The 23,833-nt window shown below is 69.3% G+C and carries 17 protein-coding genes and 2 pseudogenes; 9 read left to right on the forward strand and 10 right to left on the reverse strand.

Features of this window, described 5'->3' with window-relative positions; genetic code table 11:
* Positions 1 to 36 precede the first annotated feature (36 nt).
* Together OHB04_RS30110 and OHB04_RS30115 are read right to left on the reverse strand one after the other, a co-directional pair.
* Complete coding sequence (locus tag OHB04_RS30110) at positions 37 to 627, reverse strand: response regulator (RefSeq protein WP_326690775.1); 591 nt, start codon at positions 625 to 627, stop codon at positions 37 to 39.
* The gene (locus OHB04_RS30115; RefSeq protein ID WP_326808688.1) at positions 624 to 4,829 is read right to left on the reverse strand and encodes a HAMP domain-containing protein; all 4,206 of its coding nucleotides are present in this window, start codon (positions 4,827 to 4,829) and stop codon (positions 624 to 626) included. Before OHB04_RS30115 ends, OHB04_RS30110 begins: the two co-directional genes overlap by 4 nt.
* A gap of 85 nt (positions 4,830 to 4,914) precedes the next feature.
* Between OHB04_RS30115 and OHB04_RS30120 the strand changes: the two genes are divergently transcribed.
* Positions 4,915 to 6,846, forward strand: a complete 1,932-nt coding sequence (locus tag OHB04_RS30120) for a SpoIIE family protein phosphatase (protein WP_326808689.1) — start codon at positions 4,915 to 4,917, stop codon at positions 6,844 to 6,846.
* Here the strand turns inward: OHB04_RS30120 and OHB04_RS30125 are convergent, their stop codons facing one another.
* Both OHB04_RS30125 and OHB04_RS30130 read right to left on the reverse strand, forming a co-directional pair.
* On the reverse strand, positions 6,847 to 7,140 hold the full coding sequence (locus OHB04_RS30125; RefSeq protein ID WP_326690778.1) for a hypothetical protein: 294 nt from the start codon (positions 7,138 to 7,140) through the stop codon (positions 6,847 to 6,849).
* 1,039 nt (positions 7,141 to 8,179) lie between these two features.
* Positions 8,180 to 8,416: a hypothetical protein gene (locus OHB04_RS30130; protein ID WP_326808690.1), complete on the reverse strand. Its 237-nt coding sequence runs from the start codon at positions 8,414 to 8,416 to the stop codon at positions 8,180 to 8,182.
* A gap of 178 nt (positions 8,417 to 8,594) precedes the next feature.
* On the opposite strand from OHB04_RS30130, the pseudogene OHB04_RS41970 reads away from it, so the two are divergent.
* From OHB04_RS41970 to OHB04_RS30145, 3 genes and pseudogenes are all read left to right on the forward strand, one after another.
* A pseudogene (locus OHB04_RS41970) lies at positions 8,595 to 8,711 on the forward strand (helix-turn-helix domain-containing protein); the annotation flags it as partial.
* Positions 8,678 to 9,046, forward strand: a pseudogene (locus OHB04_RS30140) (Scr1 family TA system antitoxin-like transcriptional regulator); the annotation flags it as partial. The pseudogenes OHB04_RS41970 and OHB04_RS30140, both read left to right, overlap by 34 nt.
* Positions 9,047 to 9,074: 28 nt before the next feature.
* Positions 9,075 to 9,272 (forward strand): DUF397 domain-containing protein, encoded by a 198-nt coding sequence (locus OHB04_RS30145; protein WP_326808692.1) that lies wholly within the window; start codon positions 9,075 to 9,077, stop codon positions 9,270 to 9,272.
* A 110-nt stretch (positions 9,273 to 9,382) separates the two neighbouring features.
* Here the strand turns inward: OHB04_RS30145 and OHB04_RS30150 are convergent, their stop codons facing one another.
* Positions 9,383 to 9,922, reverse strand: coding sequence for an RICIN domain-containing protein (locus tag OHB04_RS30150; protein ID WP_326690783.1), 540 nt, complete (start codon positions 9,920 to 9,922; stop codon positions 9,383 to 9,385).
* Between the two features lie 259 nt (positions 9,923 to 10,181).
* On the opposite strand from OHB04_RS30150, the gene OHB04_RS30155 reads away from it, so the two are divergent.
* Complete coding sequence (locus OHB04_RS30155; protein ID WP_326690784.1) at positions 10,182 to 10,601, forward strand: SgcJ/EcaC family oxidoreductase; 420 nt, start codon at positions 10,182 to 10,184, stop codon at positions 10,599 to 10,601.
* Positions 10,602 to 10,681: 80 nt separating this feature from the next.
* Here the strand turns inward: OHB04_RS30155 and OHB04_RS30160 are convergent, their stop codons facing one another.
* On the reverse strand, positions 10,682 to 11,389 hold the full coding sequence (locus OHB04_RS30160; RefSeq protein ID WP_326690785.1) for an FMN reductase: 708 nt from the start codon (positions 11,387 to 11,389) through the stop codon (positions 10,682 to 10,684).
* On the reverse strand, positions 11,386 to 12,495 hold the full coding sequence (locus OHB04_RS30165; RefSeq protein ID WP_326692986.1) for an LLM class flavin-dependent oxidoreductase: 1,110 nt from the start codon (positions 12,493 to 12,495) through the stop codon (positions 11,386 to 11,388). Before OHB04_RS30165 ends, OHB04_RS30160 begins: the two co-directional genes overlap by 4 nt.
* A 298-nt stretch (positions 12,496 to 12,793) precedes the next feature.
* Here OHB04_RS30165 and glnA point away from each other — a divergent pair, with 298 nt between their 5' ends.
* Both glnA and OHB04_RS30175 read left to right on the forward strand, forming a co-directional pair.
* Positions 12,794 to 14,155, forward strand: a complete 1,362-nt coding sequence (glnA, locus tag OHB04_RS30170; protein ID WP_326690786.1) for a type I glutamate--ammonia ligase — start codon at positions 12,794 to 12,796, stop codon at positions 14,153 to 14,155.
* A 190-nt stretch (positions 14,156 to 14,345) separates the two neighbouring features.
* On the forward strand, positions 14,346 to 17,330 hold the full coding sequence (locus OHB04_RS30175; RefSeq protein ID WP_326808693.1) for a bifunctional [glutamine synthetase] adenylyltransferase/[glutamine synthetase]-adenylyl-L-tyrosine phosphorylase: 2,985 nt from the start codon (positions 14,346 to 14,348) through the stop codon (positions 17,328 to 17,330).
* Between the two features lie 16 nt (positions 17,331 to 17,346).
* Here the strand turns inward: OHB04_RS30175 and OHB04_RS30180 are convergent, their stop codons facing one another.
* The 3 genes from OHB04_RS30180 to OHB04_RS30190 form a co-directional block, all read right to left on the reverse strand.
* On the reverse strand, positions 17,347 to 18,204 hold the full coding sequence (locus OHB04_RS30180; RefSeq protein WP_326690788.1) for a phosphatase PAP2 family protein: 858 nt from the start codon (positions 18,202 to 18,204) through the stop codon (positions 17,347 to 17,349).
* Between the two features lie 97 nt (positions 18,205 to 18,301).
* A complete protein-coding gene (locus tag OHB04_RS30185) occupies positions 18,302 to 19,321 on the reverse strand; it encodes a LacI family DNA-binding transcriptional regulator (RefSeq protein ID WP_326808694.1) in 1,020 nt (339 codons plus the stop codon).
* A gap of 25 nt (positions 19,322 to 19,346) precedes the next feature.
* Entirely contained in the window at positions 19,347 to 21,098 is a 1,752-nt protein-coding gene (locus OHB04_RS30190; protein ID WP_326808695.1) for a glycoside hydrolase family 13 protein, read from the reverse strand.
* 231 nt (positions 21,099 to 21,329) lie between these two features.
* Between OHB04_RS30190 and OHB04_RS30195 the strand changes: the two genes are divergently transcribed.
* Positions 21,330 to 22,601, forward strand: a complete 1,272-nt coding sequence (locus OHB04_RS30195) for an extracellular solute-binding protein (protein WP_326808696.1) — start codon at positions 21,330 to 21,332, stop codon at positions 22,599 to 22,601.
* A gap of 304 nt (positions 22,602 to 22,905) precedes the next feature.
* Entirely contained in the window at positions 22,906 to 23,832 is a 927-nt protein-coding gene (locus OHB04_RS30200) for a carbohydrate ABC transporter permease (protein WP_326690792.1), read from the forward strand.
* Position 23,833 lies beyond the last annotated feature (1 nt).

Consider the following 23,833-nt stretch of genomic DNA (forward strand, 5'->3'; position numbering starts at 1 on the left):
CAGCCCGCGCATTCAGCGCGGATCCAGCCCGCGTGTTCAGCCCTCGCTTCGGGGGCCGGTGTCGCCGCCCGCCTCCAGCCGGCGGATCGAGCGCTCCAACTCGGCGACGCGGGCGGAGAGTTCGGGGCTGTCTGAGGTGTCGCGGTCGCGCAGCATCGTCTCGATCCGGAGGAGCTGCTCGGTGATGTGGGCGAGCTGCTCGGTGCCGGGCTGGGCGGCGAGCTGACGCTTCTTGCGGTCCAGATCGAGGAAGACGTTGACCTTCGTGCGCAGCACCCAGGGGTCGATGGGCTTGGCGAGGAAGTCGGCGGCCCCCAGGGCGTAGCCGCGGTAGGCGTAGTCCGGGTCCAGGTCGGTGCCGGTCAGCAGGATGATGGGGACATCCTTGGTCTGGTCGAGACGCTTGATGTTGCCCGCCGTCTCGAACCCGTCCATTCCGGGCATCAGGACATCGAGCAGTACGAGCGCGAAGTCCTGACGGAGCATCGCCTTCAGGGCCTCCTCGCCCGAGCGCGCGGTCACCAGATGCTGGTCCAGAGGCCCCAGCACGGCTTGCAGGGCGACGAGGTTCTCCTGCATGTCGTCGACGATCAGAATGCTCGACCTGTCCGACGCCGGCGCGGTCATGGTGCCCCGCTCTCGCCGTTGCTGTTGTCGTCGGTGCCGCTGCCGTCATCGCCGCCGTCGGCACCCGTGCTGAGCAGGTCGTACATGGCCTGCAACAGTTCATCGAGGTTCACCGGCTTGGAGATGTACGCGTCCGCGCCGCTCTCCAGCGCCTTCTCGCTGTCGCCGGACATCGCCTTGGCGGTGAGCGCGATGACGGGCAGTTCCGCCAGCCGAGGCGTGTTCCGGATGCTCTGAATCGCCTCGTAGCCGTTCATCTCGGGCATCATGATGTCCATCAGGACCAGCGCGACCTCGGGTGAACGGTCCAGGACCTCAAGACCTTCGCGGCCGTTCTCGGCGTATTTCACGGTGATCCCGACGCGGCTCAGCACGTGCGTCAGGGCGAAGACGTTGCGGATGTCGTCGTCCACGATGAGCACGTTGCTGCCCGCCAGGACCTCACCCCGCGGTCCGCCGAGCCACTGCTTGAGCTGCGTCGTCTCGGGCCAGGCGCGCTCGTGTCCCTCGATCCGCTGGGGCGGCTCGGCAAGTGATGGCCTCTCGGGTGCGACCGTCTCGACCCGGGGGGCGGGGGAAGGCGGAGCCGCGGTGGGTTCGGTGGGCTCCGGCCCTTCGCCCTCCGGCAGCGCGGCGGGCGCAACCGGTTCGGGGGTGACGCCGGCCCCGCGCTCGTGGAGGTTCACGTCCGGCGTCGCCGTCGCGGGCACCGGCGTGGGGGAGGGGGCACTGCCGGGGTAGACCGACGGAATGAAGAGCGTGAACCGCGAGCCCACGCCCTCCGTGCTCTCGACGTCGATACGGCCGCCGAGCAGTCCGGCGATCTCGCGGCTGATGGACAGCCCGAGGCCGGTGCCACCGTATCTGCGGCTGGTGGTGCCGTCGGACTGCTGGAACGCTTCGAAGATCGCCGAGAGCTTGTCCGGCGGGATACCGCTTCCGGTGTCCTTCACGGAGAAGGCGAGAACGGCTTCGGCCTCGCGCAGCGTCGGCTCGCGGAAGTCCGCGCCGGAGGCGCGCTCCACGCGCAGTTCCACACCGCCGGATTCGGTGAACTTCACGGCGTTGGACAGCAGGTTGCGCAGCACCTGCTGGATGCGCTGCTCGTCCGAGTGCAGCTCGCGCGGCACGTTCTCGCCCACCACGATCTCGAAGGTCAGCCCGCGGTCGGTGGTCATCGGCTCGAACGTCGCGTGGACGTAGTCCAGCAGCTTCGTCAGCGGCAGTTTCTTGGCCCGTACGTCCATCCTCCCGGCTTCGACCTTCGACAGGTCGAGGATGTCGTTGATGAGCTGAAGCAGGTCCGAACCGGAGCGGTAGATGGTGCTCGCGAAATCCACCTCCTGCTCGGAGAGCCGCCCGTCGGGGTTGTCCGCGAGCAGTCGCGCGAGTATCAGCAGCGAGTTCAGCGGGGTGCGCAACTCGTGCGACATGTTCGCCAGGAACTCCGACTTGTACCGCGACGACGTGGCCAGCAGCGCGGCCTTCTCCTCGAGTTCGGCGTTGGTCCGCTGTAGTTCGTCGGAGCGCTGGCGCAGTTCGGAGGTGAGCCGCTGGGACTCCGAGAGCAGCTCCTCCGTGCGGGCGTTGGCCAGGATCGTGTTGATCGAGACGCCGATGGTGTGTACGAACTGGTCGATGAACGTCAGATAGATCTCGTTGAACTTGCTGAACGAGGCGACCTCGATCACGCCGAGTGCCCGGTTCTCGAAGAGGATCGGCAGGATGAGGATGTGGGCCGCGGGCGCGGAGCCCAGTCCGGACTCCACCCTGACGTAGTCGGGCGGGGCGTCGTCGATGAGGATGGACTTCTTCTCCGTGACCGCCTGGCGTATCAGCCCGCGCAGCGGGGAGTCGGGTCCGCCGGGGTCCTCGCGCCCGCTGGTGCCGTAGCCGGCGATGTACTCCAGCTCCTCGCCCGGCCCCTCTCCGGTGCCGACCAGGAAGAACGCCCCGGCCTGCGCGTTCACCAGCGGCGTCAGCTCCCGCAGGATCAAATCGGCGACCTCCACCAGATCGCGCTGGCCCTGCATCAGCCCGGCGATGCGGGTCAGGTTGGACTCCAGCCAGTCCTTGGTGCGGGTGGTCTCGCGCAGGTTGGCCACCATCACGTTGACGTTGTCCTTCAGCTCGGCGACCTCGCCGCGCGCGTCCACCTGGATCGAGCGGGACATGTCGCCCTGGGTGACGGCGCTGGCGACCTCGGCGATCGCCCGGACCTGCGTGGTGAGGTTCAGGGCGAGCTGATTGACGCTGGTTGTCAGCCCTTTCCAGGTGCCGAAGACGCCCTCGACGCGGGCCTGTCCGCCGAGCTGCCCCTCGCTGCCGACCTCACGCGCGACGCGGGTGACCTCCGAGGAGAAGGAGGAGAGGGTGTCGACCATGGTGTTGAGGGTGGTCTTCAGCTCCAGGAATTCGCCGCGTGCGTCGACGTCGATCTTCTTGGAGAGGTCTCCGTTGGCCACGGCGGTGGCGACCTGGGCGATGTTGCGGACCTGCGAAGTGAGGTTCGACGTCATGAAGTTCACGTTGTCGGTGAGGTCCTTCCACAGGCCGGACACCCCGTGGACCTCGGCCCGGCCGCCGAGGTTGCCCTCGGTGCCGACCTCGCGGGCGACGCGGGTGACCTCGGCGGAGAAGGCGCGCAGCTGGCGGACCATGGTGTTGACGGTGTCCTTCAGTTCGAGGATCTCGCCGCGTGCGTCGACGTCGATCTTCTTGGAGAGGTCTCCGTTGGCCACGGCCGTGGTCACATGGGCGATGCTGCGGACCTGCGATGTCAGGTTCAGCGCCATGGAGTTGACGCTGTCGGTGAGGTCCTTCCACACCCCCGACACGTCCCGGACCTGTGCCTGTCCGCCGAGGTTGCCCTCGGTGCCGACCTCGCGGGCGACGCGGGTGACCTCGTCGGCGAAGCCCGAGAGCTGGTCCACCATCGTGTTGAGGGTCGTCTTCAGCTGGAGGATCTCGCCTTTCGCGTCGACGGTGATCTTCTGGCTGAGGTCGCCCCCGGCGACCGCGGTGGCGACCTGGGCGATGCTGCGGACCTGTGACGTCAGGTTGGAGGCCATGAGGTTGACGTTGTCGGTCAGGTCCCGCCAGACGCCGGACACGCCTCGCACCTGTGCTTGTCCGCCGAGGTTGCCTTCGGTGCCGACCTCGCGGGCGACGCGGGTGACCTCGTCGGCGAACGCGGAGAGCTGGTCCACCGTCGTGTTGACCGTGCTCATCAGCTGGAGGATCTCGCCTTTCGCGTCGACGGTGATCTTCTGGCTGAGATCGCCCTGGGCGACGGCCGTGGAGACCTGGGCGATGTTGCGGACCTGCGAGGTCAGGTTGGAGGCCATGAGGTTGACGTTGTCGGTCAGGTCCCGCCACACGCCCGACAGCCCTCGCACTTCGGCCTGTCCGCCGAGGTTGCCCTCGGTGCCGACCTCCTGGGTGACGCGGGTGACCTCGTCGGCGAACGCGGAGAGCTGGTCGACCATCGTGTTCACGGTGAGCTTCAGCTCGAGCAGCTCACCGGAGGTCTCCACCATGACCTTCTGGGTCAGGTCTCCGTTGGCGACCGCGGTCGTCACCCCCGCGATGTCACGCACCTGAGCGGTGAGCCGCTCCGCCATGGTGTTGATGGCTTCGGTCACCCGCTGCCAGTCGCCGGACAGCTCCCCCACGTCCGCTCGTCCGCCGAGGTTGCCCTCGGTGCCGACCTCCCGGGCGACGCGCGTGACCTCTCCGGTGAACATGGAGAGCTGGCCCACGAGACGGCTCAGTCCCCTGTCCAGGCGTCCGAGGTCGCCTTGGGGCCGCTGCTGGGGCCCGGCTCCCTCCACGTGCTGGGTCAAGTCCCCGTCGGCAACCGATTCCAGCACGTGGGTCGCCCTGGTCACCGGGGTCGCGAGAGCCTCGATCAGCTGGTTCGTCTCATCGACGCTGGTGGACCAGGTGCCCTGGCCCGGGCTGGCCGAGACCCGCTCGTCCAGCCGCCCGTTCTTGGCCACCTCGCGGCGGACCCGCTTCAGCTCGGCGGCCAGATGTTCGTTACGGGCGGCTATCTGGTTGAACATTCCAGCGATCTCACCGAGTACGCCCGGGCTCTCGGCCCCCGCGCGCGCCGAGAAATCCCCGTCGCTCAGCGACCGCATCGCTCCGAGCAGCGGACGGAGATCCCGCTCGCGCACAGACTCGCCCTGAGCATCCATGGCATCCCATCCTCGGCATCCTGGATGTACACATTTATCCTAATATAAAAGGTGTAGCGCTGGTCATTCGAATCAGGAGCGGCTTGTGCGACTGCCGTCCGTCGGCCTGAGCGATCCCGTGTCGCGGAGGGCCCTCCCCCCGAGCCAGCTCGCGCCCTCCGCGGCGCGTGCCCTCCTACGCACGGAGATCGAGAAGCACGGCCGCTCCAGCACGACGCCGGGGCGGCTGATCCAGCGCCTGAGCGAGGACGCGGTGCTCCTCGTCAGCGAACTGGTCACCAACGCGCTCGTGCACGCCGGAACCCGGATCGAGGTCGCCTGCGACGTGGAGACGACGCAGCCGAGACCCCCGCGGGGCGCTGCCTCACGCGACGGTGGGGCAACGCGGGACGGCGGGGCGACGCGGGACGGCGGGGTGACCGAGGGTGAGGTGGCTGAGGGCGGTGCGGCCGGGGAGGGGGTGGCCGAAGGCGGCCCGGTGGAGATCGTCGCCGTCCTGGTCGAGGTGGCCGACGCGCAGCCCACCGGCCGGGTGAGCGGCGACTCGTCCGGCCGCCGCCCCGGCGGGCGGGGTCTCGGCCTCCAGCTGGTCGGATCGCTGGCCGAGTCCTGGGGCGTGACCTACCGGCGTACCGAGAAGGTCGTCTGGTTCCGCATCGCCGTCTCCGAGATGGTGCCCAGGCCCTCGGGCTCGCTCACCGAGAGCATGCACCGCGAGCTGGACGCCGCGGAGATCCACCCCGCCTCCGGGCAGGCGGCCCGGCGCCGCACGGCCGAGTGGACCGACCACGGCGGCGCCTTCCTGGCCGAGGCCAGCGAGCTGCTCGCCGGGCAGCTGGATGAGGACATGGTCGCGGCGCTCGCCGGCCAGCTGCTGGTGCCGCGGCTGGCCGACTGGTGCGCGGTCTGGCTGACCACGGAGCTCGGCGGGATGCGACTGTCCCGCGTCTGGCACTCCGACGAGCGGGAGGTCGACGCGCTGCGCTCGGCCCTCGAACCGGATCCGCCGCCCGCGGGCCTGCGCACCGTCGGCATCCCCTGGCCCTGGCCCTGGCCCGGGAACGCCGAAGAGCCCCAGGGAGGCGGTTCGGCGCTGGCCTTCTCCCTGGTCGCGGGCGGCACCTGTCTGGGCTCGCTGGTGATCGGCAGATCCGGCCCGACGGAGATGACGGGCTCCGTCGCCCGGACGGCGGAGGACGTCGCGCGCCGGGTGGCTCAGGCGATCGTCACGGCCCGCCAGTACACCCGTCAGACCAGCATCAGCAGCGCGCTCCAGCGCAAGCAGCTGCCGCTCTCGCTCGCCAACCTTCCGGGCGTGGAGACGGCGATCGTCTACGAGCCGCACGCCATGGGCCAGACCGTCGGCGGCGACTTCTACGACCTCTTCCCCCTGGGCCACGGCCGCTGGTCCTTCCTGCTCGGTGACGTCCAGGGCAAGGACCCCGAGGCGATGTCCGTCACGGGGCTCACCCGCCACCTGGTGCGGCTGCTCGCCCGGGAGGGCCACGGTGTCGAATCCGTGCTCGGCAAGCTGAACGCCGCCATGGCCGAGGAGGCCGCCGAGGCCGTGGCCGTGGGCGGCGAGAGCGCCCAGCCGCGCTTCTTGACCCTTGTCTATGGAGAGCTGGAGCCCGAGGAGCGCTCGGGCGGAGCGCATTGCACCGTTGCCAGCGCCGGACATCCGCCTCCGCTGAAGCTGTCCACCACCGGCGCGGTGGCGCCGGTGGTGGAGCCGCAGATGCTGCTCGGCATCGACGAGGCCACCGAATTCGCGGCCTACACCTTCGATCTGGAGCCGGGCCAGTCGCTGCTGACGGTGACCGACGGGGTGACCGAACGCCGCAACGGAGACAGGCTGTTGGACGACGACGACGGCCTGGCGGAGATCCTCGCCGGCTGCGTCGGCATGGGCGCCACGGCAGTCGCGGAACGGGTACGCCAGGCCACGCACGACTTCGGCCCGGAGCCGACCGAGGACGACCTGGCGATTCTCGTACTGCACGCGGTGGCCGGCTGATCAGGCTTCCGTTTCACCGGGTGCGTCATCCGGCCTGTCCGCGCTCAGCGGATCGCTCCAGCTGCGCATGTGCCGGTCGACGCTTTCCCGCACTCGCTGTCGCAGCTGCTCATGCTCAGGCAGGCCAGGGTCCATCCCTTCCGCCTCGAAGACGGCATCGGTGAAGCTGTCCGCGTCGGCGGGCGGTGCCTCCCGCAGGCGGCGTTGCTCCTGCGGCGGGAGACAAAAACCGAGGTCGACGCAGAGTTCGTAGAGGAGCCGCTGAACGTCGGCTTCCGGGTCGCGGTGGGCCATGAACACAGCATGGCCCACCGCACGCCCGGCCGGTTCGTCACCGACTCGGCGAATGGTTGTGCAGAGGTTCAGCAGCGACGTCAGAGTGCGTGGCGCCTGCCGTATTCATGACCCGGCGTCCGGGAATATCGACGGCCCTTGGCGGAAGCGCTGACTCTTTCTTCCTCGTCTCGTGCAAGCCCTTGATTCTCATGCTCCGTGCGGCGCATCGCAGCCGCGTAGGACATCGCGGTGCCGCTGGCCGGGGCAAGGGGATTCCGAAGGCCGTGGTGCGGCGATTCGGGTGTGGGCCGCGGAGCCTTTTGGTCTGGCGCCGCCTCGGGGAAGTTGACCTGCCGTCGGTGTGTGGGCAGAGGGGGGTAATAGGTGCCGGCGCCTATGGGAGTGAACTTCGTCGCGTAATGGGAAACGCCTCGCACCACTGCGCCTGCTCCGGCCGGGGTGGACCTGAGTGCGCCGGCCCTGGACGCCGGGAAGCAGTGGACCTTCAGATAGCGCTGGACCTCGTAGACAACCCTCTTCATTCCTACGGTCCCGTTCGTCCCCGCCCCGGACTCGTAGACCTTGAGATACTTCGTGACGGTACCGGCCCGTTGCAGGACGAGCCCGAATCCCTCGAAGCCGGCTGCCGTCATGTGTCGTCTGTAGGAGACGTAGTGCGTCATTTTTCCCTCGGTTGACCTGCATGCTTCCGATGCGTTGCGCACCTTGGTAGACGGGAGGAGACAGCTCCTGGCTCAAGCGCTGACGCGTTCCATACGGCGAGGCAGCCGTTCTTGACGCGTCTCGAACGGGGTCACCCGTTGTTGTTGTCGTCGTCGTCGTCGTCGTCGCCGCCGCCGCCGCCGCCGACGACGACGACGACGGCGGCGGCGGCACGCGCCGCAGTTGGTCGGCGTAGCGGTAGATCATGATCGGGGGTTCGGCGCCCCCGCTCAGCACGATCCGGTAGATGAAGGGTGCGGGTCCGGTCACCTGGACGACCACGCCGGTCTTCCCGGTCTTCCTGTCCTGGGCGCACTCGCCCACGGTCCACATGTCACACGCTCCGGAAGCCGCGCGCGCTCGGTGCGGCCGGCGCGTGCTTGTGGCGCACATGTGCGCCGAAGAGCGCTTCGAGGTCGGCGCGTGGTTTCGGGTCACCCGCCGCGCGGTTGATCTGCGCGTGGTACCAGTCGCAGGCCTCGCAGGCCTCGCAGGCCTCGCAGTCCTCGCAGGCCGCCCGCCGCGCGGGGCCCGGCTCCTCCCTGTCGGGGACGTCCAGTCGTCGCTCCATCGTTCCCGCCTGTCGCTGTCGCCAGTTACTTGTGACTCACTGTGGTCAGAACAACACGGACGGCGCTACAAGGACGCGCTATGCGCGGAATTGCTCATGGGTGCGTCAGCAAGTTGCGCGCGAGCGGGGCTAGTTAGGGCAGGTCAGCGTGGTGGAAAAGCGCAAGCAGCCAGCAGGAATGAGTATCCCGCCGAGCCTCGGTGAGGACGTCCGGCGAGTGAGACAGGCCCGCCGCATCTCCCAGACGGCGTTCGCCTCCGCCACCGGCTACACGCAGAGCTATGTGAGCCGTGTGGAGTCGGGGGAGTGCCGCGGGCATCTGTGGTCCTGCACGAGGCATGCCTACGGGTGCAAGTCGGCTCGGCCCCGGTGATGGTGGGACAACTCGCCCACATTGTCCGGGAGATGAGGCGACACCCGCGGCTAACGGTCCAAGTGCTTCCCTACAGCGAAGCGGAGGTGGCGATCAGTACCCCTTTTGCCATCTCGGAGATTCCGGATAGCGCACCGCGTGTGTATGTGGAGGGTCCGCAGGCCGGGCAGACGTACGACACGCAGGACGCCGTTGCTGATGCTGTGGAGATCTTTGATCGCTTGCGCGCCTGTGCGCTGAGCCCAGATAATTCCGTCGCATGCATCGAAAGCGTGAAGGAAGATCATGAACGAAGCGCAGTGGGTCAAGTCCAGCTACAGCGACGGGCAAGGCGGCAACTGCGTCGAGTGGGCCCCGGATCTCATGCGCGAAAGCGGGGCCGTTCCGGTGCGGGACAGTAAGGACATCGGCCGGGCGCCGGTCGTGTTCTCGCGGGCCGCGTGGGCGGCCTTCGTGGGCGGCGTGAAGAGCGCCGCTTGCTGATCCGGGTGGCCCCGCCTGCCGCTGGTCATCAGGCGGGCGGCTGAGGACCAGCACCTGTGGCCCGGTGCGGAGCACCGGGCCACGAGTGTGAGGGTCAGGAGCCGTCAGGCTCAGACCAGGCGGAACTTCTGGTTGGCGCCGCCGTTCCAGTGGTACTGGATGACCCGCGCCCGGTCGGCGTGGCTGGCGCCTTCCACGTCGAAGTACTTGTTCGCGAAGGTCTTGATGGCTACCTGGCCGTGGCCCACGCCCACGATGCGGAACTTCTGGTTGGCGCCGTTGTGGCAGCGGTACTGGATGATCCGTGCGTGGTCGGAGTGGCTGGCGCCCTCCACGTCCAGGCACTTGCCTGCGAAGGTCCGGATCTCGTACGTGCCGCCGCCGGAGTGCCGCAGCTCGAACCGCTGGTTGCGGCCCCCGGTGCAGTGGTACTGAATGATCCGCGCCCGGTCGGCGTGGCTGGCGCCCTCTACGTCAAGACACTTGTTGGCGAAGGTCTTGATCTGCACCACCCTGTTGTGCGCGGCGGTGGGCGCCTTGGCTGCCGGTGCTTCGGCGGCCTGCGCTCCGGCGGACACCCCGCCCGCGACGGCTGCAGCGGTGACGGCGGCGACGGAGAGACAACGCAGAGCTGTTGAACGAACCCGCATGTGGACCCCTCTTGTATGGAGCACCTTGGTGAGTGCTGCCTGCGAGAGAGAGAATGGCTCACCGATGGTCACCAGAAACACCGATATGCCCGCATTCACCCGTCAGGGTGCCTGATGGCCGATAAACGTGTGACTCTTCAGAGGCTCTGCTGACGTAACCGCACAATTCGGAAGGCCAGTTCGTGAGCCCTTGGGCGCGTCCGCTCGCCCGCCGACAGGGCTTGACTTAACGTCCGGTTTAAGTTCGATGCTCTGCCGCATGAATACAACGGTCCTCGACGGACAAGAGCAGGATGCCGAGATTGAGGCGATCAAGCAGGTGGTTGTCACGCTTGAGCACTCCCAGCGGCACGAGCTGCCCGAGGAATTCATCGGGCTGTTCCGGGCCGACGCGGTCTGGACGACCGGGCATGGCAAGCGCCTCACCGGTCGGGACGAGATCGCGGCCTTCACGCGGCAGGTGCTCCCCGGGGCGATGACGGACGCGACCGTCACATACGAGGTGGTGGACGTGCTGTTCATCCGGTCTGATGTCGCCGCCGTCCGGGCGCACGCGCAGTACTGGACGTCCGACGGCCGGCCGGACGGGAACCCGGGCAGCCCGCTCTATGTCATGGCGAAGGACGAGGGGCGGTGGCGCTTGACCGCCTGCCAGAACACGGAGATTCTCAGCGCGTAGCAGCGGCGGTGCTCGCAGGTCGGCCTCGCCGGCTGCCGGTGACTTCCGGTGGCCGGCGAGGCCAACCCGTGAGCGTGCCGCTACGGCCTCTCCACCCGCAGCGCGGACAACTGCTGCTCGAACGGCAGCACTTCGAGGCTGTCGGAGGGCGCGGCCCGGGTGTCCGCACGGGGCGCGACCAGCCCCGCCAGCTCCCCGCCCGCGCGGGCGACCCGGCGGGGGAGGGACGGGGTGAGCCCGTCATCGGGCGCCGCCCAGTCGTCGGTCGCCGCGTAGACCGCCGTGGGCACCGTCACCGCGCGCAGGTAGGTGAACAGCGGGCGCATCGCGTGCTCCAGTACCAGCGAGTGGCGCGGGGAGCCGCCGGTCGCGCCGAGCAGGGTCGGCTTGCCGGTCAACGCGTCGTTGTCCGTCATCCCCACGACATCGAAGAAGGACTTGAACAGGCCGCTGTAGGAGGCGGAGAAGACCGGTGTGACGGCTATCAGCCCGTCAGCCTCCGTCACCTTCCCCACCCCCCTCCGCAACTCGTCACCGGTCAGGCCGGTGACGAAAGCATTGGCTATCTCCCTTGCCACGTCCCGCAGTTCGACGACCTCTACCTCGACGCCGTCGGCCCCGGTGGCCTCGTCGGCCCCGGTGGCTCCGGCCTCGGTGTCCCGGTCCGCCAGCGCGACCCGTGTCGCCTCCGTCAGGCGGTCGGCCAGCAGCCGGGTGGACGACGGCTCGCTCAGTCCGGCCGAGACGACGGCCAGACGTGCGGGACGTACGGGCTTCACGGACGTCATACGGCAGCTCCCTCCTGCTCGGCGTCGGCCTCGGCGTCGCGCGCGGCGACCCGCGCCGCGTGCGTGGGCGCGTCCGCCGTCCCGGCGGGACGCCCGGCGGCCATCTCCTTCCGCAGTACCGGCACGACCTCCTCGCCCAGCATGTCCAGCTGTTCCAGGACGGTCTTGAGGGGGAGGCCCGCGTGGTCCATGAGGAAGAGCTGGCGCTGGTAGTCGCCGAAGGACTCGCGGAAGGTCAGGGTCTTCTCGATGACCTCCTGGGGGCTGCCGACGGTCAGCGGCGTCTGGTCGGTGAACTCCTCCAGGCTGGGGCCGTGCCCGTAGACCGGCGCGTTGTCGAAGTACGGCCGGAACTCGCGTACGGCGTCCTGGGAGTTGGGCCGCATGAACACCTGGCCGCCGAGCCCGACGAAGGCCTGCTCGCGGGTGCCGTGGCCGTAGTGCTCGAAGCGGTCGCGGTAGAGGTTGATCAGCCGCTGGAAGTGGCCGGTGGGCCAGAAGATGTGGTTGGCGAAGAAGCCGTCGCCGTAGTAGGCGGCCTGCTCGGCGATCTCCGGGCTGCGGATCGAGCCGTGCCAGACGAACGGCGGGACGCCCTCCAGCGGGCGCGGGGTGGCGGTGAAGCCCTGGAGGGGCGTGCGGAAGCGGCCCTCCCAGTCCACCACGTCCTCGGTCCAGAGCTTGTGGAGCAGGGCGTAGTTCTCGATCGCCAGCGGGATGCCCTGCCGGATGTCCTGGCCGAACCAGGGATAGACCGGGCCGGTGTTCCCGCGGCCCATCATCAGGTCGACGCGGCCGTCCGCGATGTGCTGGAGCATCGCGAAGTCCTCGGCGATCTTGACCGGGTCGTTGGTGGTGATCAACGTGGTCGCGGTCGACAGGAGCAGCCGCTCGGTGCGGGCTGCCAGGTAGCCGAGCATCGTCGTGGGGGAGGAGGGCACGAACGGCGGGTTGTGGTGCTCGCCGGTGGCGAAGACGTCGAGCCCGACCTCCTCGGCCTTGCGGGCGATGGTCAGCATCGCCTTGATCCGCTCGTGCTCCGTCGGGGTCCGCCCCGTCGTGGGGTCGGCCGTGACGTCACCGACGCTGAAGATCCCGAACTGGATGGGGGTGGCCGTCATGGTGCTCGCCGTCCTCCTGCGGATGGGGTCGAAAGATTGGTTGACTGTTGAACTACATTCCCGTGAATGCTTCCGGAGCCCCAGGAATTCCCGGTCGCCGCCGGCCCCCGTCCCCGCACCGGTACCCGCCACCCGGGGGCGGGACGCCCCGGCGTGCCGGGGACGCCTGTGAAACGATCAGTTCGGACCGGCAATCTCCCGGAAACCCTGTGGTGGAATGCTGATATGGCCCCGTAGTGCCGGGCGACCTGAGCGAACCTCTCTGACCTGCAAGGATAGGCCCATGGACAAGCAGCAGGAATTCGTCCTCCGGACGCTGGAGGAGCGCGACATCCGGTTCGTCCGACTCTGGTTCACCGATGTCCTCGGGTTCCTGAAGTCGGTCGCTGTCGCGCCCGCCGAACTTGAGCAGGCGTTCGACGAGGGCATGGGCTTCGACGGCTCCGCCATCGAGGGCTTCGCCCGCGTCTACGAGTCCGACATGATCGCCAAGCCCGACCCCGGCACCTTCCAGATACTGCCCTGGCGGGCCGAGGCCCCCGGAACCGCCCGCATGTTCTGCGACATCCTCATGCCGGACGGCTCGCCCTCCTACGCCGACCCGCGCTACGTCCTCAAGCGGATCCTGGCCAAGACCTCGGACCTCGGGTTCACCTTCTACATCCACCCGGAGATCGAGTTCTTCCTGCTCAAGGACAAGCCGGTGGACGGCTCCCGCCCCGTCCCCGCCGACTCCTCCGGCTACTTCGACCACACCCCGCAGAACGTCGGCATGGACTTCCGCCGCCAGGCCATCACCATGCTGGAGTCCATGGGTATCTCCGTGGAGTTCTCCCACCACGAGGGGGCGCCCGGCCAGCAGGAGATCGACCTGCGCTACGCGGACGCGCTGTCGACGGCCGACAACATCATGACGTTCCGCCTGGTCATGAAGCAGGTCGCACTGGAGCAGGGGGTGCAGGCCACCTTCATGCCCAAGCCGTTCTCCGAATACCCCGGCTCCGGCATGCACACCCACCTCTCGCTCTTCGAGGGCGACCGCAACGCGTTCTACGAGTCCGGCGCCGAATACCAGCTCTCCAAGGTCGGCCGCTCCTTCATCGCCGGACTGCTCCAGCACGCCGGGGAGATCTCCGCCGTCACCAACCAGTGGGTCAACTCCTACAAGCGCATCTGGGGCGGCGCGAACCGCACGGCGGGCGAGGGCGGCGAGTCGCCCTCCTACATCTGCTGGGGCCACAACAACCGCTCCGCGCTGGTCCGCGTGCCCATGTACAAGCCCGGCAAGACCGGCTCCACCCGCATCGAGATGCGCTCCCTCGACGCCGGCGCCAACCCCTACCTCGCCTACGCGGTCCTCCTGGCCGCCGGCCTCAAGGGCATCGAGGAGGGCTACGAGCTTCCTCCCGGTGCCGACGACGATGTCTGGGCGCTCTCCGACGCGGAGCGGCGCGCGATGGGCATCGAGCCGCTCCCGCAGAACCTCGGCGAGGCGATCAGCCTCATGGAGCGGAGTGAGCTGGTCGCTCAGACATTGGGGGAGCACGTTTTTGACTTCTTCCTCCGGAACAAGAAGCAGGAGTGGGAGGAGTACCGCAGCGAGGTGACGGCTTTCGAGCTGCGCAAGAGCCTTCCCGTGCTGTGATTGCCCCTGCCCTGCCCCGCCCCTTCCCTCTCCCAGCCTCCGGCCGGGAGGTGCCCCCTCAGCTCTTCAACGGTCGCCGGAGGAGGGCTGAATTTCAGCCCTCCTCCGGCGCTTGAGGAGTGGGGGTTCGGGGGCGAAGCCCCCGAAAGAAACGGGAAGGGGAGGGATTGGGGAAAGACAAGGAGTGAGCGTGACACACGGCGGCAGGCGGAACAGCACGTTCGGGCGACTGCTGCGGCACGGGTTCACGGACCCGGACGCCGCCGCACGCCTGCTCGACGCCCCCGAGCTGGACCGCGTCCGCGCGGACACCCTCTTCCTCGACGCCCTCGGCGCCACCGCCGACCCCGACCTCGCACTCCTCGGCCTCCTCCGCCTCGTCGAGTCGCTCGACAAGGACGCCCAGTCCCTCATCGACACCCTCCTGGCGGCCAAGCCCCTGCGCGACCGGCTCCTCGGCGTCCTCGGTGCCTCCACGGCGCTCGCCGACCACCTCGCCCGTCACCCGTACGACTGGCAGGCGCTGGTCACCTACGAGTCCGCCGACCTGCACCCGGGGGTGGAGGAGTTCGAGGCGGCGCTGCGCGGCGTCGACGGGCCGGACGCGCTGCGCGTCGCCTATCGCCGCGCCCTGCTGTCCATCGCGGCCCGCGACGTGTGCGGTACCAGCGACGTCGCCGAGACGGCGGCCGAGCTGGCCGACCTGGCCACCGCCACGCTCCGCGCGGCCCTGGCGCTGGCCGAGGCCGAGGCGCCGGAGGACGCGGCGGTGTGCCGGCTCGCCGTCGTCGGCATGGGCAAGGCCGGCGGCCATGAGCTGAACTACGTCTCCGACGTGGACGTCATCTACGTCGCCGAAGCCACCGACGGCGCGGACGAGGAAACCGCGCTCAAGGCCGCCAACAGGCTGGCCGCGCACCTCATGCGCATCTGCTCCGACACCACCGCCGAGGGCACCATCTGGCCCGTCGACGCCAACCTGCGCCCCGAGGGCCGCAACGGGCCGCTCGTGCGCACCCTCAGCAGCCACCTGGCCTACTACCAGCGCTGGGCCAAGACCTGGGAGTTCCAGGCGCTGCTCAAGGCCCGTCCGATGGCGGGCGACCCGGTGCTGGGCTTCGAGTACGTGGACGCCGTCTCGCCCATGGTGTGGCAGGCCTCCGAGCGGGACAACTTCGTCACCGACGTCCAGCAGATGCGCCGCCGTGTCGTCGCCAGCATCCCCGCGGCGCAGGTCGAGCGGGAGCTGAAGCTGGGGCCCGGCGGACTGCGCGACGTCGAGTTCGCCGTCCAGCTCCTCCAACTGGTGCACGGCCGCAGCGACGTCACGCTGCGCAGCCCCACCACCCTCGAAGCACTCGACGCGCTGGCCGCCGGCGGCTACGTGGGCCGCCAGGACTCGGCGGCGCTGGATGCCGCCTACCGCTTCCTTCGCACCATGGAGCACCGCATCCAGCTCTACAAGATGCGCCGCACCCACCTGATGCCCGATTCCGAGGCCGACCAGCGGCGGCTGGGGCGCTCGCTGGGATACCGCAGCGAGCCCGTCACCGAGCTGCACAAGGCCTGGCGCCGTCACGCAGCCGCCGTACGGCGGCTGCACGAGAAGCTGTTCTACCGACCGCTGCTGGACGCCGTCGCCCAGCTCGACGCGGGTGAGGTCCGGCTCTCCCCCCAGGCCGCCCGCCAGCGGCTGGAGGCCCTCGGCTATGCCGACCCCGCCTCCGCGCTGCGCCACCTGGAGGCCCTGGCCTCCGGGGTCAGCCGCAAGGCCGCCATCCAGCGCACCCTGTTGCCGGTGCTGCTGGGCTGGTTCGCCGACTCAGCTGACCCCGACGCCGGGCTGCTCGCCTTCCGCAAGGTCTCCGACGCGCTCGGCAAGACGCCCTGGTACCTGCGGCTGCTGCGCGACGAGGGCGCGGCGGCCGAGAACCTCGCCCGCGTCCTGTCCGCCGGCCGCTTCGCCCCCGACCTGCTGCTCCGCGCCCCCGAGGCCGTCGCGCTGCTGGGCGACGAGGGCGGGCTGCGGCCCCGCTCGCTCCTGGCCCTCACCCAGGAGACCCTGGCCGCCGTCAGCCGGGCCGTCGACGCCGAAGGGGCCGTCGTCGCCGCTCGCGGGGTGCGCCGCCGGGAGCTGTTCCGTACGGCCGCCGGCGACCTGATCGGCGCGTACGGCACCGAGGGCGTAGCGCCGCAGGACCCGGCCGAATCCCTCGACCGGGTCGGCGACGCGCTCACCGACATCAACGCCGCGGCGCTCGCCGGAGCGCTGCGCGCCGCCGTACGCGCCCAGTGGGGCGACGAGCTGCCCACCCGCTTCGCCGTCATCGGCCTCGGCCGCTTCGGCGGCCACGAGATGAGCTACGGCTCCGACGCCGATGTGCTGTTCGTCCACGAGCCCCGGGACGGCGTGAGCGAGCACGAGGCAGGCAAGGCTGCCTTCGCCGTCGCCACCGAGATGCGCCGGCTCCTCCAGCTGCCCACCGCCGACCCGCCGCTGGTCATAGACGCCGACCTGCGCCCCGAGGGCAAGACGGGGGCGCTGGCCCGCTCGCTGGGCTCCTACGCCGCCTACTACCGCCGCTGGTCGATGGTCTGGGAGAGCCAGGCGCTGCTGCGCGCCGAGTACGTCGCGGGCGACGAGGAACTGGCCGGGCGCTTCATGGAGCTGATCGCGCCGCTGCGCTACCCCGAGGGCGGTCTGGAGGAGGACGCCGTACGCGAGATCCGCCGGCTGAAGGCCCGCATGGAAAGCGAACGCCTGCCGCGCGGCGCCGACTCCACCACCCACACCAAGCTGGGCCGGGGCGGGCTGACGGACGTCGAGTGGACGGTCCAGCTCATGCAGATGCGGCACGCGGCTCAGGTGCCCGGCCTGCGGACGACCCGCACCCGGGTGGCGCTGGCCGCCGCGCTGGAGGCCGGTCTCGTGGACGAGACGGACGCGCACGTCCTGGACGAGGCGTGGGTGCTGGCCTCGCGGGTGCGGAACGCGGCGATGCTGGTGCGGGGGCGGCCCGGCGACACATTTCCCTCGGAATCGAGGGAACTGGGCGCCGTGGGGCGGTACCTGGGCTATGAGCCCGGCCACGTGGGGGAGATGCTCGACGACTACCGCCGGGTGACACGGAGGGCCCGTGGGGTGGTCGACCGCCTCTTCTACGACGCGGAGTGAATCGGCCCCTGCCCGATCAGGCGGGGCTCGTCGCCAGCCTCGGTAGGCGGTAGGAGAGGCGGCCGTACCAGGTGTAGGAGAGGGCGAAGCCGAGGCTCAGGCAGAGCAGGCCGCCGACCGCGTCGAGCCAGAAGTGGTTGGCCGTGCAGACGATGACCGTCAGCGTCGTCACCGGGTACAAGACACCCGCCACCTTCGCCCACACCGGCTTGGCCAGCATCGCGATGGTGATCCCGCACCACACCGACCACCCGATGTGCATCGAGGGCATTGCCGCGTACTGGTTGGACATCTGCGCCAGGTTCCCCGAGGCCATCGAGCCCCAGGTCTGGTGCACCTGCACCGTGTCGATGAAGTACCCGCCGTTCATCAGGCGGGGCGGGGCCAGCGGGAAGAGGTAGTAGCCCAGCAGGGCCGTGCCCGTGGTGGCGAACAGCACCAGACGCGTGGCGGCGTACCGCCCCGGGTGGCTGCGGAAGAGCCACACGAGCACGCCGATGGTCACGATGAAGTGCAGCGTGGCGTAGTAGTAGTTCATCGAGATGATCAGCCACGTCACCCCGCTGACCGCGTGGTTGACCGACTGTTCGACGGCGATGCCCAGGGCCCGCTCCGTGTCCCAGATCCAGTCCGCGTTGCGCAGGGCCTCGGCCCGCTGCTCGGGGACCGCGTTACGGATGAGGGAGTACGTCCAGTAGCTCACCGCGATGAGGGCGATCTCGAACCAGATGCGGGGGCGGCGAGGGGAGCGCAGCCTTTGCAGCGGACTGAGTCTCGTGCGGGTATGAGTGGGTTCCGCCGGGACTTCGGTGACGTCCTGCGTGGTGGCGTCCTGCCGGCTGTCTTCTTCGGTCCTCGTGGTCGGTACCCCCATAAGGCGACAGTCTGCCAGACGGGGGGACCCGACCGATCATCCTGCGGTCGGGTCTTGGGCCGATTGCCTCGTCCCTACGTCTGATCTGCCCCAATACCTAGGTCCCACGCTTGCCGCGGGAGGCGGTGGAGCCCCGTACGACGAGTTCGGGAAGGAAGACGAATTCGCTGTGGGGAGCCGGGGTGCCCCCGATTTCCTCCAGCAGCGCGCGCACGGCCGCCTGGCCCATGGCGGTCACCGGCTGACGGATCGTGGTGAGGGGCGGATCGGTGAAGGCGATGAGCGGGGAGTCGTCGAAGCCGATCACCGACACCTCGCCGGGTACGGTCAGGCCACGTTGCCTGGCTGCGCGGATGGCGCCCAGCGCCATCATGTCGCTGGCGCACACAACGGCCGTGCAGCCCCGCTCCAACAGCGTCAGCGCGGCGGCCTGACCGCCCTCCAAGGTGAAGAGGGAGTGCTCGATCAGCTCGCCGGGGTCGGCGCCCTCGAACTGCTCGCGCATCGTCTGCGTGAAGCCCTCGATCTTGCGCTGTACGGGCACGAACCGTTCGGGGCCCAGCGCCAGGCCGATGCGCTCGTGCCCGAGCGAGACCAGGTGGGTTACCGCCAGTCGCATGGCCGCCCGGTCGTCGGGGGAGACGAAAGGGGCACGCACCCCGGGGGAGAAGCCGTTGATGAGGACGAACGGCACGCCCCGGGCGTGCAGGCGTTCATAGCGTCCGACGTCCGCCGTGGTGTCGGCGTGCAGCCCGGAGACGAAGATGATCCCGGCGACACCCCGGTCCACCAGCATCTCGGTCAGCTCGTCCTCGGTGGAGCCGCCGGGGGTCTGGGTGGCGAGGACCGGGGTGTATCCCTGCCGGGTGAGGCCCTGCGCGATCACCTGCGCGAAGGCGGGGAATATCGGGTTCTCCAACTCCGGGATGATCAGCCCGACCAGGCCCTCACTGCGGCGGCGCAGCTTGACGGGACGCTCGTACCCGAGCACGTCGAGTGCGGCGAGTACGGATTCGCGGGTGGCCGCAGCGACGCCAGGCTTGCCGTTGAGGACCCGGCTGACCGTGGCTTCGCTGACCCCCGCCTGTGCTGCGATGTCAGCTAGCCGTGCGGTCACGGGACTGGACCTTACCGGCAGTGCATCACGCTGCCCACCATGTGCAGGAATTCGCCGGAATCAGCCTGCCGCCGGGCGCCTCCGCCGCATCCGGTGCTGGTGCCGTATTCGGTGCTTCGTCCGGGCTCCCCGGAGCGTCCGGTGCTGCTGCTTCGTCCGTGGCTCCCGGCGTCGAGGACAGCAGCAGCCGGCCGGGCACCGTCATCTCCACCGCGCTGTCACGGGTGTTGACCACGCACATCAGCCCCGGCCTCGACAGCGCCAGCACGCCCTCGGGCGCCGCCAGCCACTCCATCGCACTGTCGCCCAGGCCCGGCAGGCGCCGGCGCAGCCGCAGCGCCGTGCGGTACAGCTCCAGAGTCGAGTCCGGGTCGCCGGTCTGGGCCCGTACGGACAGCCCGCGCCACTCGGCGGGTTGCGGCAGCCAGCTGTCACCCGGTCCGAAGCCCCAGGAGGGGCCCTCGGTGCTCCAGGGGAGCGGCACCCGGCAGCCGTCCCGTAGCCCGTCCTGGCCCGCCTGGTCCCCGGTGGCACGGAAGAACGCGGGGTCCTGGCGCACCTCGTCGGGCAGCGCGGTCACCTCGGGCAGGCCCAGCTCCTCGCCCTGGTAGAGGTAGACGGAGCCGGGCAGGGCGAGCATCAGCAGCGCGGCGGCGCGGGCGCGCGCCAGGCTGCCGAGGCGGGTGCGGTGGCGTACGACGTCGTGGTTGGAGAGCACCCAGGTCGTCGGGGCACCGACGCGGGTGGTCGCGGCCATGGACTCCTCGATCACCTCGCGCAGCTCGCGCGCGTCCCAGCCGGCGCGCAGGAACTGGAAGTTGAACGCCTGGTGCAGCTCGTCGGGGCGTACGTACAGTGCCAGGCGTTCGGAGGTGGGGGCCCACGCCTCGGCGACGCCGATGCGGTCGGGGCCGTAGGACTCCAGCAGCCGGCGCCAGGAGCGGTGGATCTCGTGCACGCCGTCCTGGTCGAAGAACGGCAGCTGCTGTGCGCCGATCATGCGGGCCTGCTCCTTGCGGCCGATGTCGGGCAGCCCGGGTGCCTTGACCATGCCGTGTGCCACGTCGATACGGAAGCCGTCCACGCCCAGGTCGAGCCAGAAGCGGATGACGGCGTCGAACTCCGCGTGGACCTGCGGGTTCTCCCAGTCCAGGTCGGGCTGTTCGGGGGCGAAGAGGTGGAGGTACCACAGCCCTTCGTCTCCAGGCAGGCGGCTCCAGGCGGGTCCGCCGAAGACGGACTCCCAGTCGTTCGGCGGCAGTTGGTGACCCTCGCCCCGGCCGTGCCGGACGTGGTAGCGGGCGCGGGCCTCCTCGTCGCCGGCGAGCGCGGCGCGGAACCAGGCGTGCTGGTCGGAGGTGTGGTTGGGCACGATGTCGACGATGACGCGCAGGCCCAGGTCGTGGGCCTCGGTGATGAAGCCCTCGGCGTCGGACAGGTCGCCGAAGCGGGGGTCGACGGCGCGGTAGTCGGAGACGTCGTAGCCCCCGTCGGCCTGCGGGGAGGCGTAGAACGGCGTGAGCCACACCGCGTCCACGCCGAGCCCCGCCAGGTAGGGCAGCCGCTGCCGGGCGCCGGGCAGGTCGCCGACGCCGTCCCCGTCGCTGTCGGCGAACGAGCGGACGTACACCTGGTAGATGACGGCGTCGCGCCACCAGCCGAGGGACGGCGTGTCCGGGGAGGGCCGGCCGGCGGGTGCGGGTGCGGGCGTGGGCGTGGAGGTCGGCGCGGGCGTGGGGGCGGGCGTGGGAAGAGAGCTGACGGCGTGCTGGGTCATGCGGGTTTCCCTCTCGGGCGGGACCCGGTGCGGGTCGGGGAATCACGGCGGGCACGGTCCAGGGCTCAACGGGGAGCCCGACTCCCGGGTTACTCGGCTTCCGGAAGCCGCCCGCGTATCTTGCAGAAATTTACCGCAAGACCTTTCGGAGATGTGGCAGCGCTGTTACGTTCCTGCGCAGCCGGGCGCCGTTCAGGGCGGTGCGGGCTCTCACCCTGCGGAGGGATCGACATGCGGCGTGGCATAGGCGCCACCGCGCTGGTAGCGGCACTGGCTCTTGCGGCAACGGCTTGCGGTGGCTCGGACGGAGACGACAACGGCTCCAGCGGCAAGATCGAAGGCACCGTCACCTTCTGGGACACCTCGAACGACGGCGAGAAGGCCACGTACCAGAAGATCGCCGAGGACTTCGAGAAGAAGCACCCCAAGGTCGATGTGAAGTACGTGCACGTCAACTTCGGCGACGCCAACCAGAAGTTCAAGAACGCCGCCGGCGGCAACTCCGGTGCCCCCGACGTGATGCGCACCGAGGTCGCCTGGGTCGCGGACTTCGCCCGCCTGGGCTACCTCGCTCCGCTGGATGGCACGCCGGCGCTGGACCAGGAGTCCGACTACCTCAAGACGGCGGCGGGCTCCACCCGCTACAAGGGCAAGACCTACGCGGTGCCGCAGGTCACCGACACCCTCGGCCTCTTCTACAACAAGCGGCTGCTGAAGAAGGCGGGCGTCAAGGTTCCCACGTCCTTCGCGGGGTTGAAGAAGGACGCCAGGAAGATCAAGGACAAGACCGGGGCCACCGCGCTCTACCTGCGCGGTGACGATCCGTACTGGTTCCTTCCTTACCTGTACGGCGAGGGGGGCGACCTGCTCGATGCCAAGGCGAAGAAGGTCACCGTCGACCAGAAGCCGGGCGTCAAGGCGTTCGCCACCATGAAGGACCTTGTCGACTCCAAGGCGGCCGTCACGGATTCCAGTGACGGCCAGGAGAACGGCATCAAGGCATTCCAGGAGGGCAAGGTCGCGATGATCATCGACGGCCCCTGGGACATCGCGCTCGCCCGTGAGGGCGAGGAGTTCAAGGGCGGGAAGAAGGACAATCTCGGCGTCGCGCCTGTGCCTGCCGGCAGTAAGGCGCAGGGGTCTCCGCAGGGTGGCTGGAACCTCTCCGTCTACGCCGGGACCAAGCGGATGCGTGCGGCGCAGGAATTCGCGAAGTACATGAGCAGTGCCTCGGTGCAGGCCCGCACCACGGAGTCGCTTTCGTTGTTGCCCACGCGGAAGTCTGTTTATGAGCGGTCCGCTGTTCGGGACAACGAGATGGTGGAGTTCTTCCGGCCCGCCGTGAAGAAGGCTGTGCAGCGGCCTTGGATTGCCGAGGGCAACTCGTTGTTCGAGCCTATTCGGGTGGGGGTTGACGGGGTGTTGGCCGGGGGTAAGTCGCCTTCTGCGGCGGCGGGCAAGACGGGGGATGAGTTCCGCAAGCTCTTGAAGGGTTACAAGTAAGGGCGGGGCTCCGCCCCTTGGGCCCCGTTCTTGGGGCTTCGCCCCTTGGGTCCTCGCCGTTGTTGGGGGCTTCGCCCAAACCCCCTTGGCCTCGCCGGCCGGGCGGCGGGGCGGCTCCGCCCCCCACCTGCCCCCCGCTACGGGGGCTCCGCCCCTCTAGCGGGGGGCCGTTGGGTGGGGGCCCCGGACGGAGTCTGGGGGAGGAGCCGCCCCAACGCCCGGCCGGCGAGGCCATCGGTCAGAGGGCGAAGCCCTCAAAAGGGGGTCAGGGGGCGAAGCCCTCACGGGAAATGAAAGGCTACATATGAAGCGGATCATCGCCCTGTCGGCGAGACACTGGTACGCGTGGACCATGGTGGCGCCCGTCGCCATAGTCATCGGCCTCATCATCGGATACCCCCTCGGCCGCGGTGTCTATCTGTCGCTGACCGACGCCGACGAGGCCAACGTCGAGCGGACGATCGGCGTCAACCATATTCCGGCGACCTATGAATTCACCGGGATTGACAATTACAAGCGCATCTTGTCCGACAGTGTCTTCTGGGATCGGTTGGGCTGGACCGCGTTGTGGACGGTCGGGTGTGTGAGCCTGACCTTCCTGCTGGGGCTCGCGCTTGCGAACATGCTCAACCGGAAGGTGAAGGGGCGTGCCTTCTATCGGGTTGGGATGATCGTTCCCTGGGGGATTCCCGCCTTTGTGTCGGTCTTCGCCTGGAAGATGCTCTTCAATGAGAAGAACGGGCTGCTCAACAAGGTCCTGGACGGTGGCGGCATCGAAGGGGTGCCGTGGCTGGGGGATCCGGTGTGGGCGAAGGTCGCCGTTGTCGCGGTGAACGTCTGGCTCGGTGTGCCCTTCATGATCGTTGCCATGCTGGGCGCGCTCCAGTCCATACCCGGCGAGCTGTACGAGGCGGCGGAGATGGACGGCGCGGGGCCCTGGCAGCGCTTCCGCAACATCACGCTGCCGGGCGTGCGCACGGTCAGCAGCACCGTGGTGCTGCTCAGCACCATCTGGACGTTCAACATGTTCCCGGTGATCTTCCTGCTCACCAAGGGCGGCCCCGAGGACTCCACGGAGATCCTGGTGACGTACGCGTTCCGGCTCTCCTTCGTCAACAGCCCGCGCGACTTCGCCACTTCGGCGGCCTGGGGCGTGCTGATCTTGCTGCTGCTCTCGCTGTTCACGGTCGTCTACCGGCGGGCGCTGCGCCGTCAGGGAGAGGTGTGGTGAC

This window comes from Streptomyces sp. NBC_01775 (assembly GCF_035917675.1).
Classification (GTDB): Bacteria; Actinomycetota; Actinomycetes; order Streptomycetales; family Streptomycetaceae; genus Streptomyces.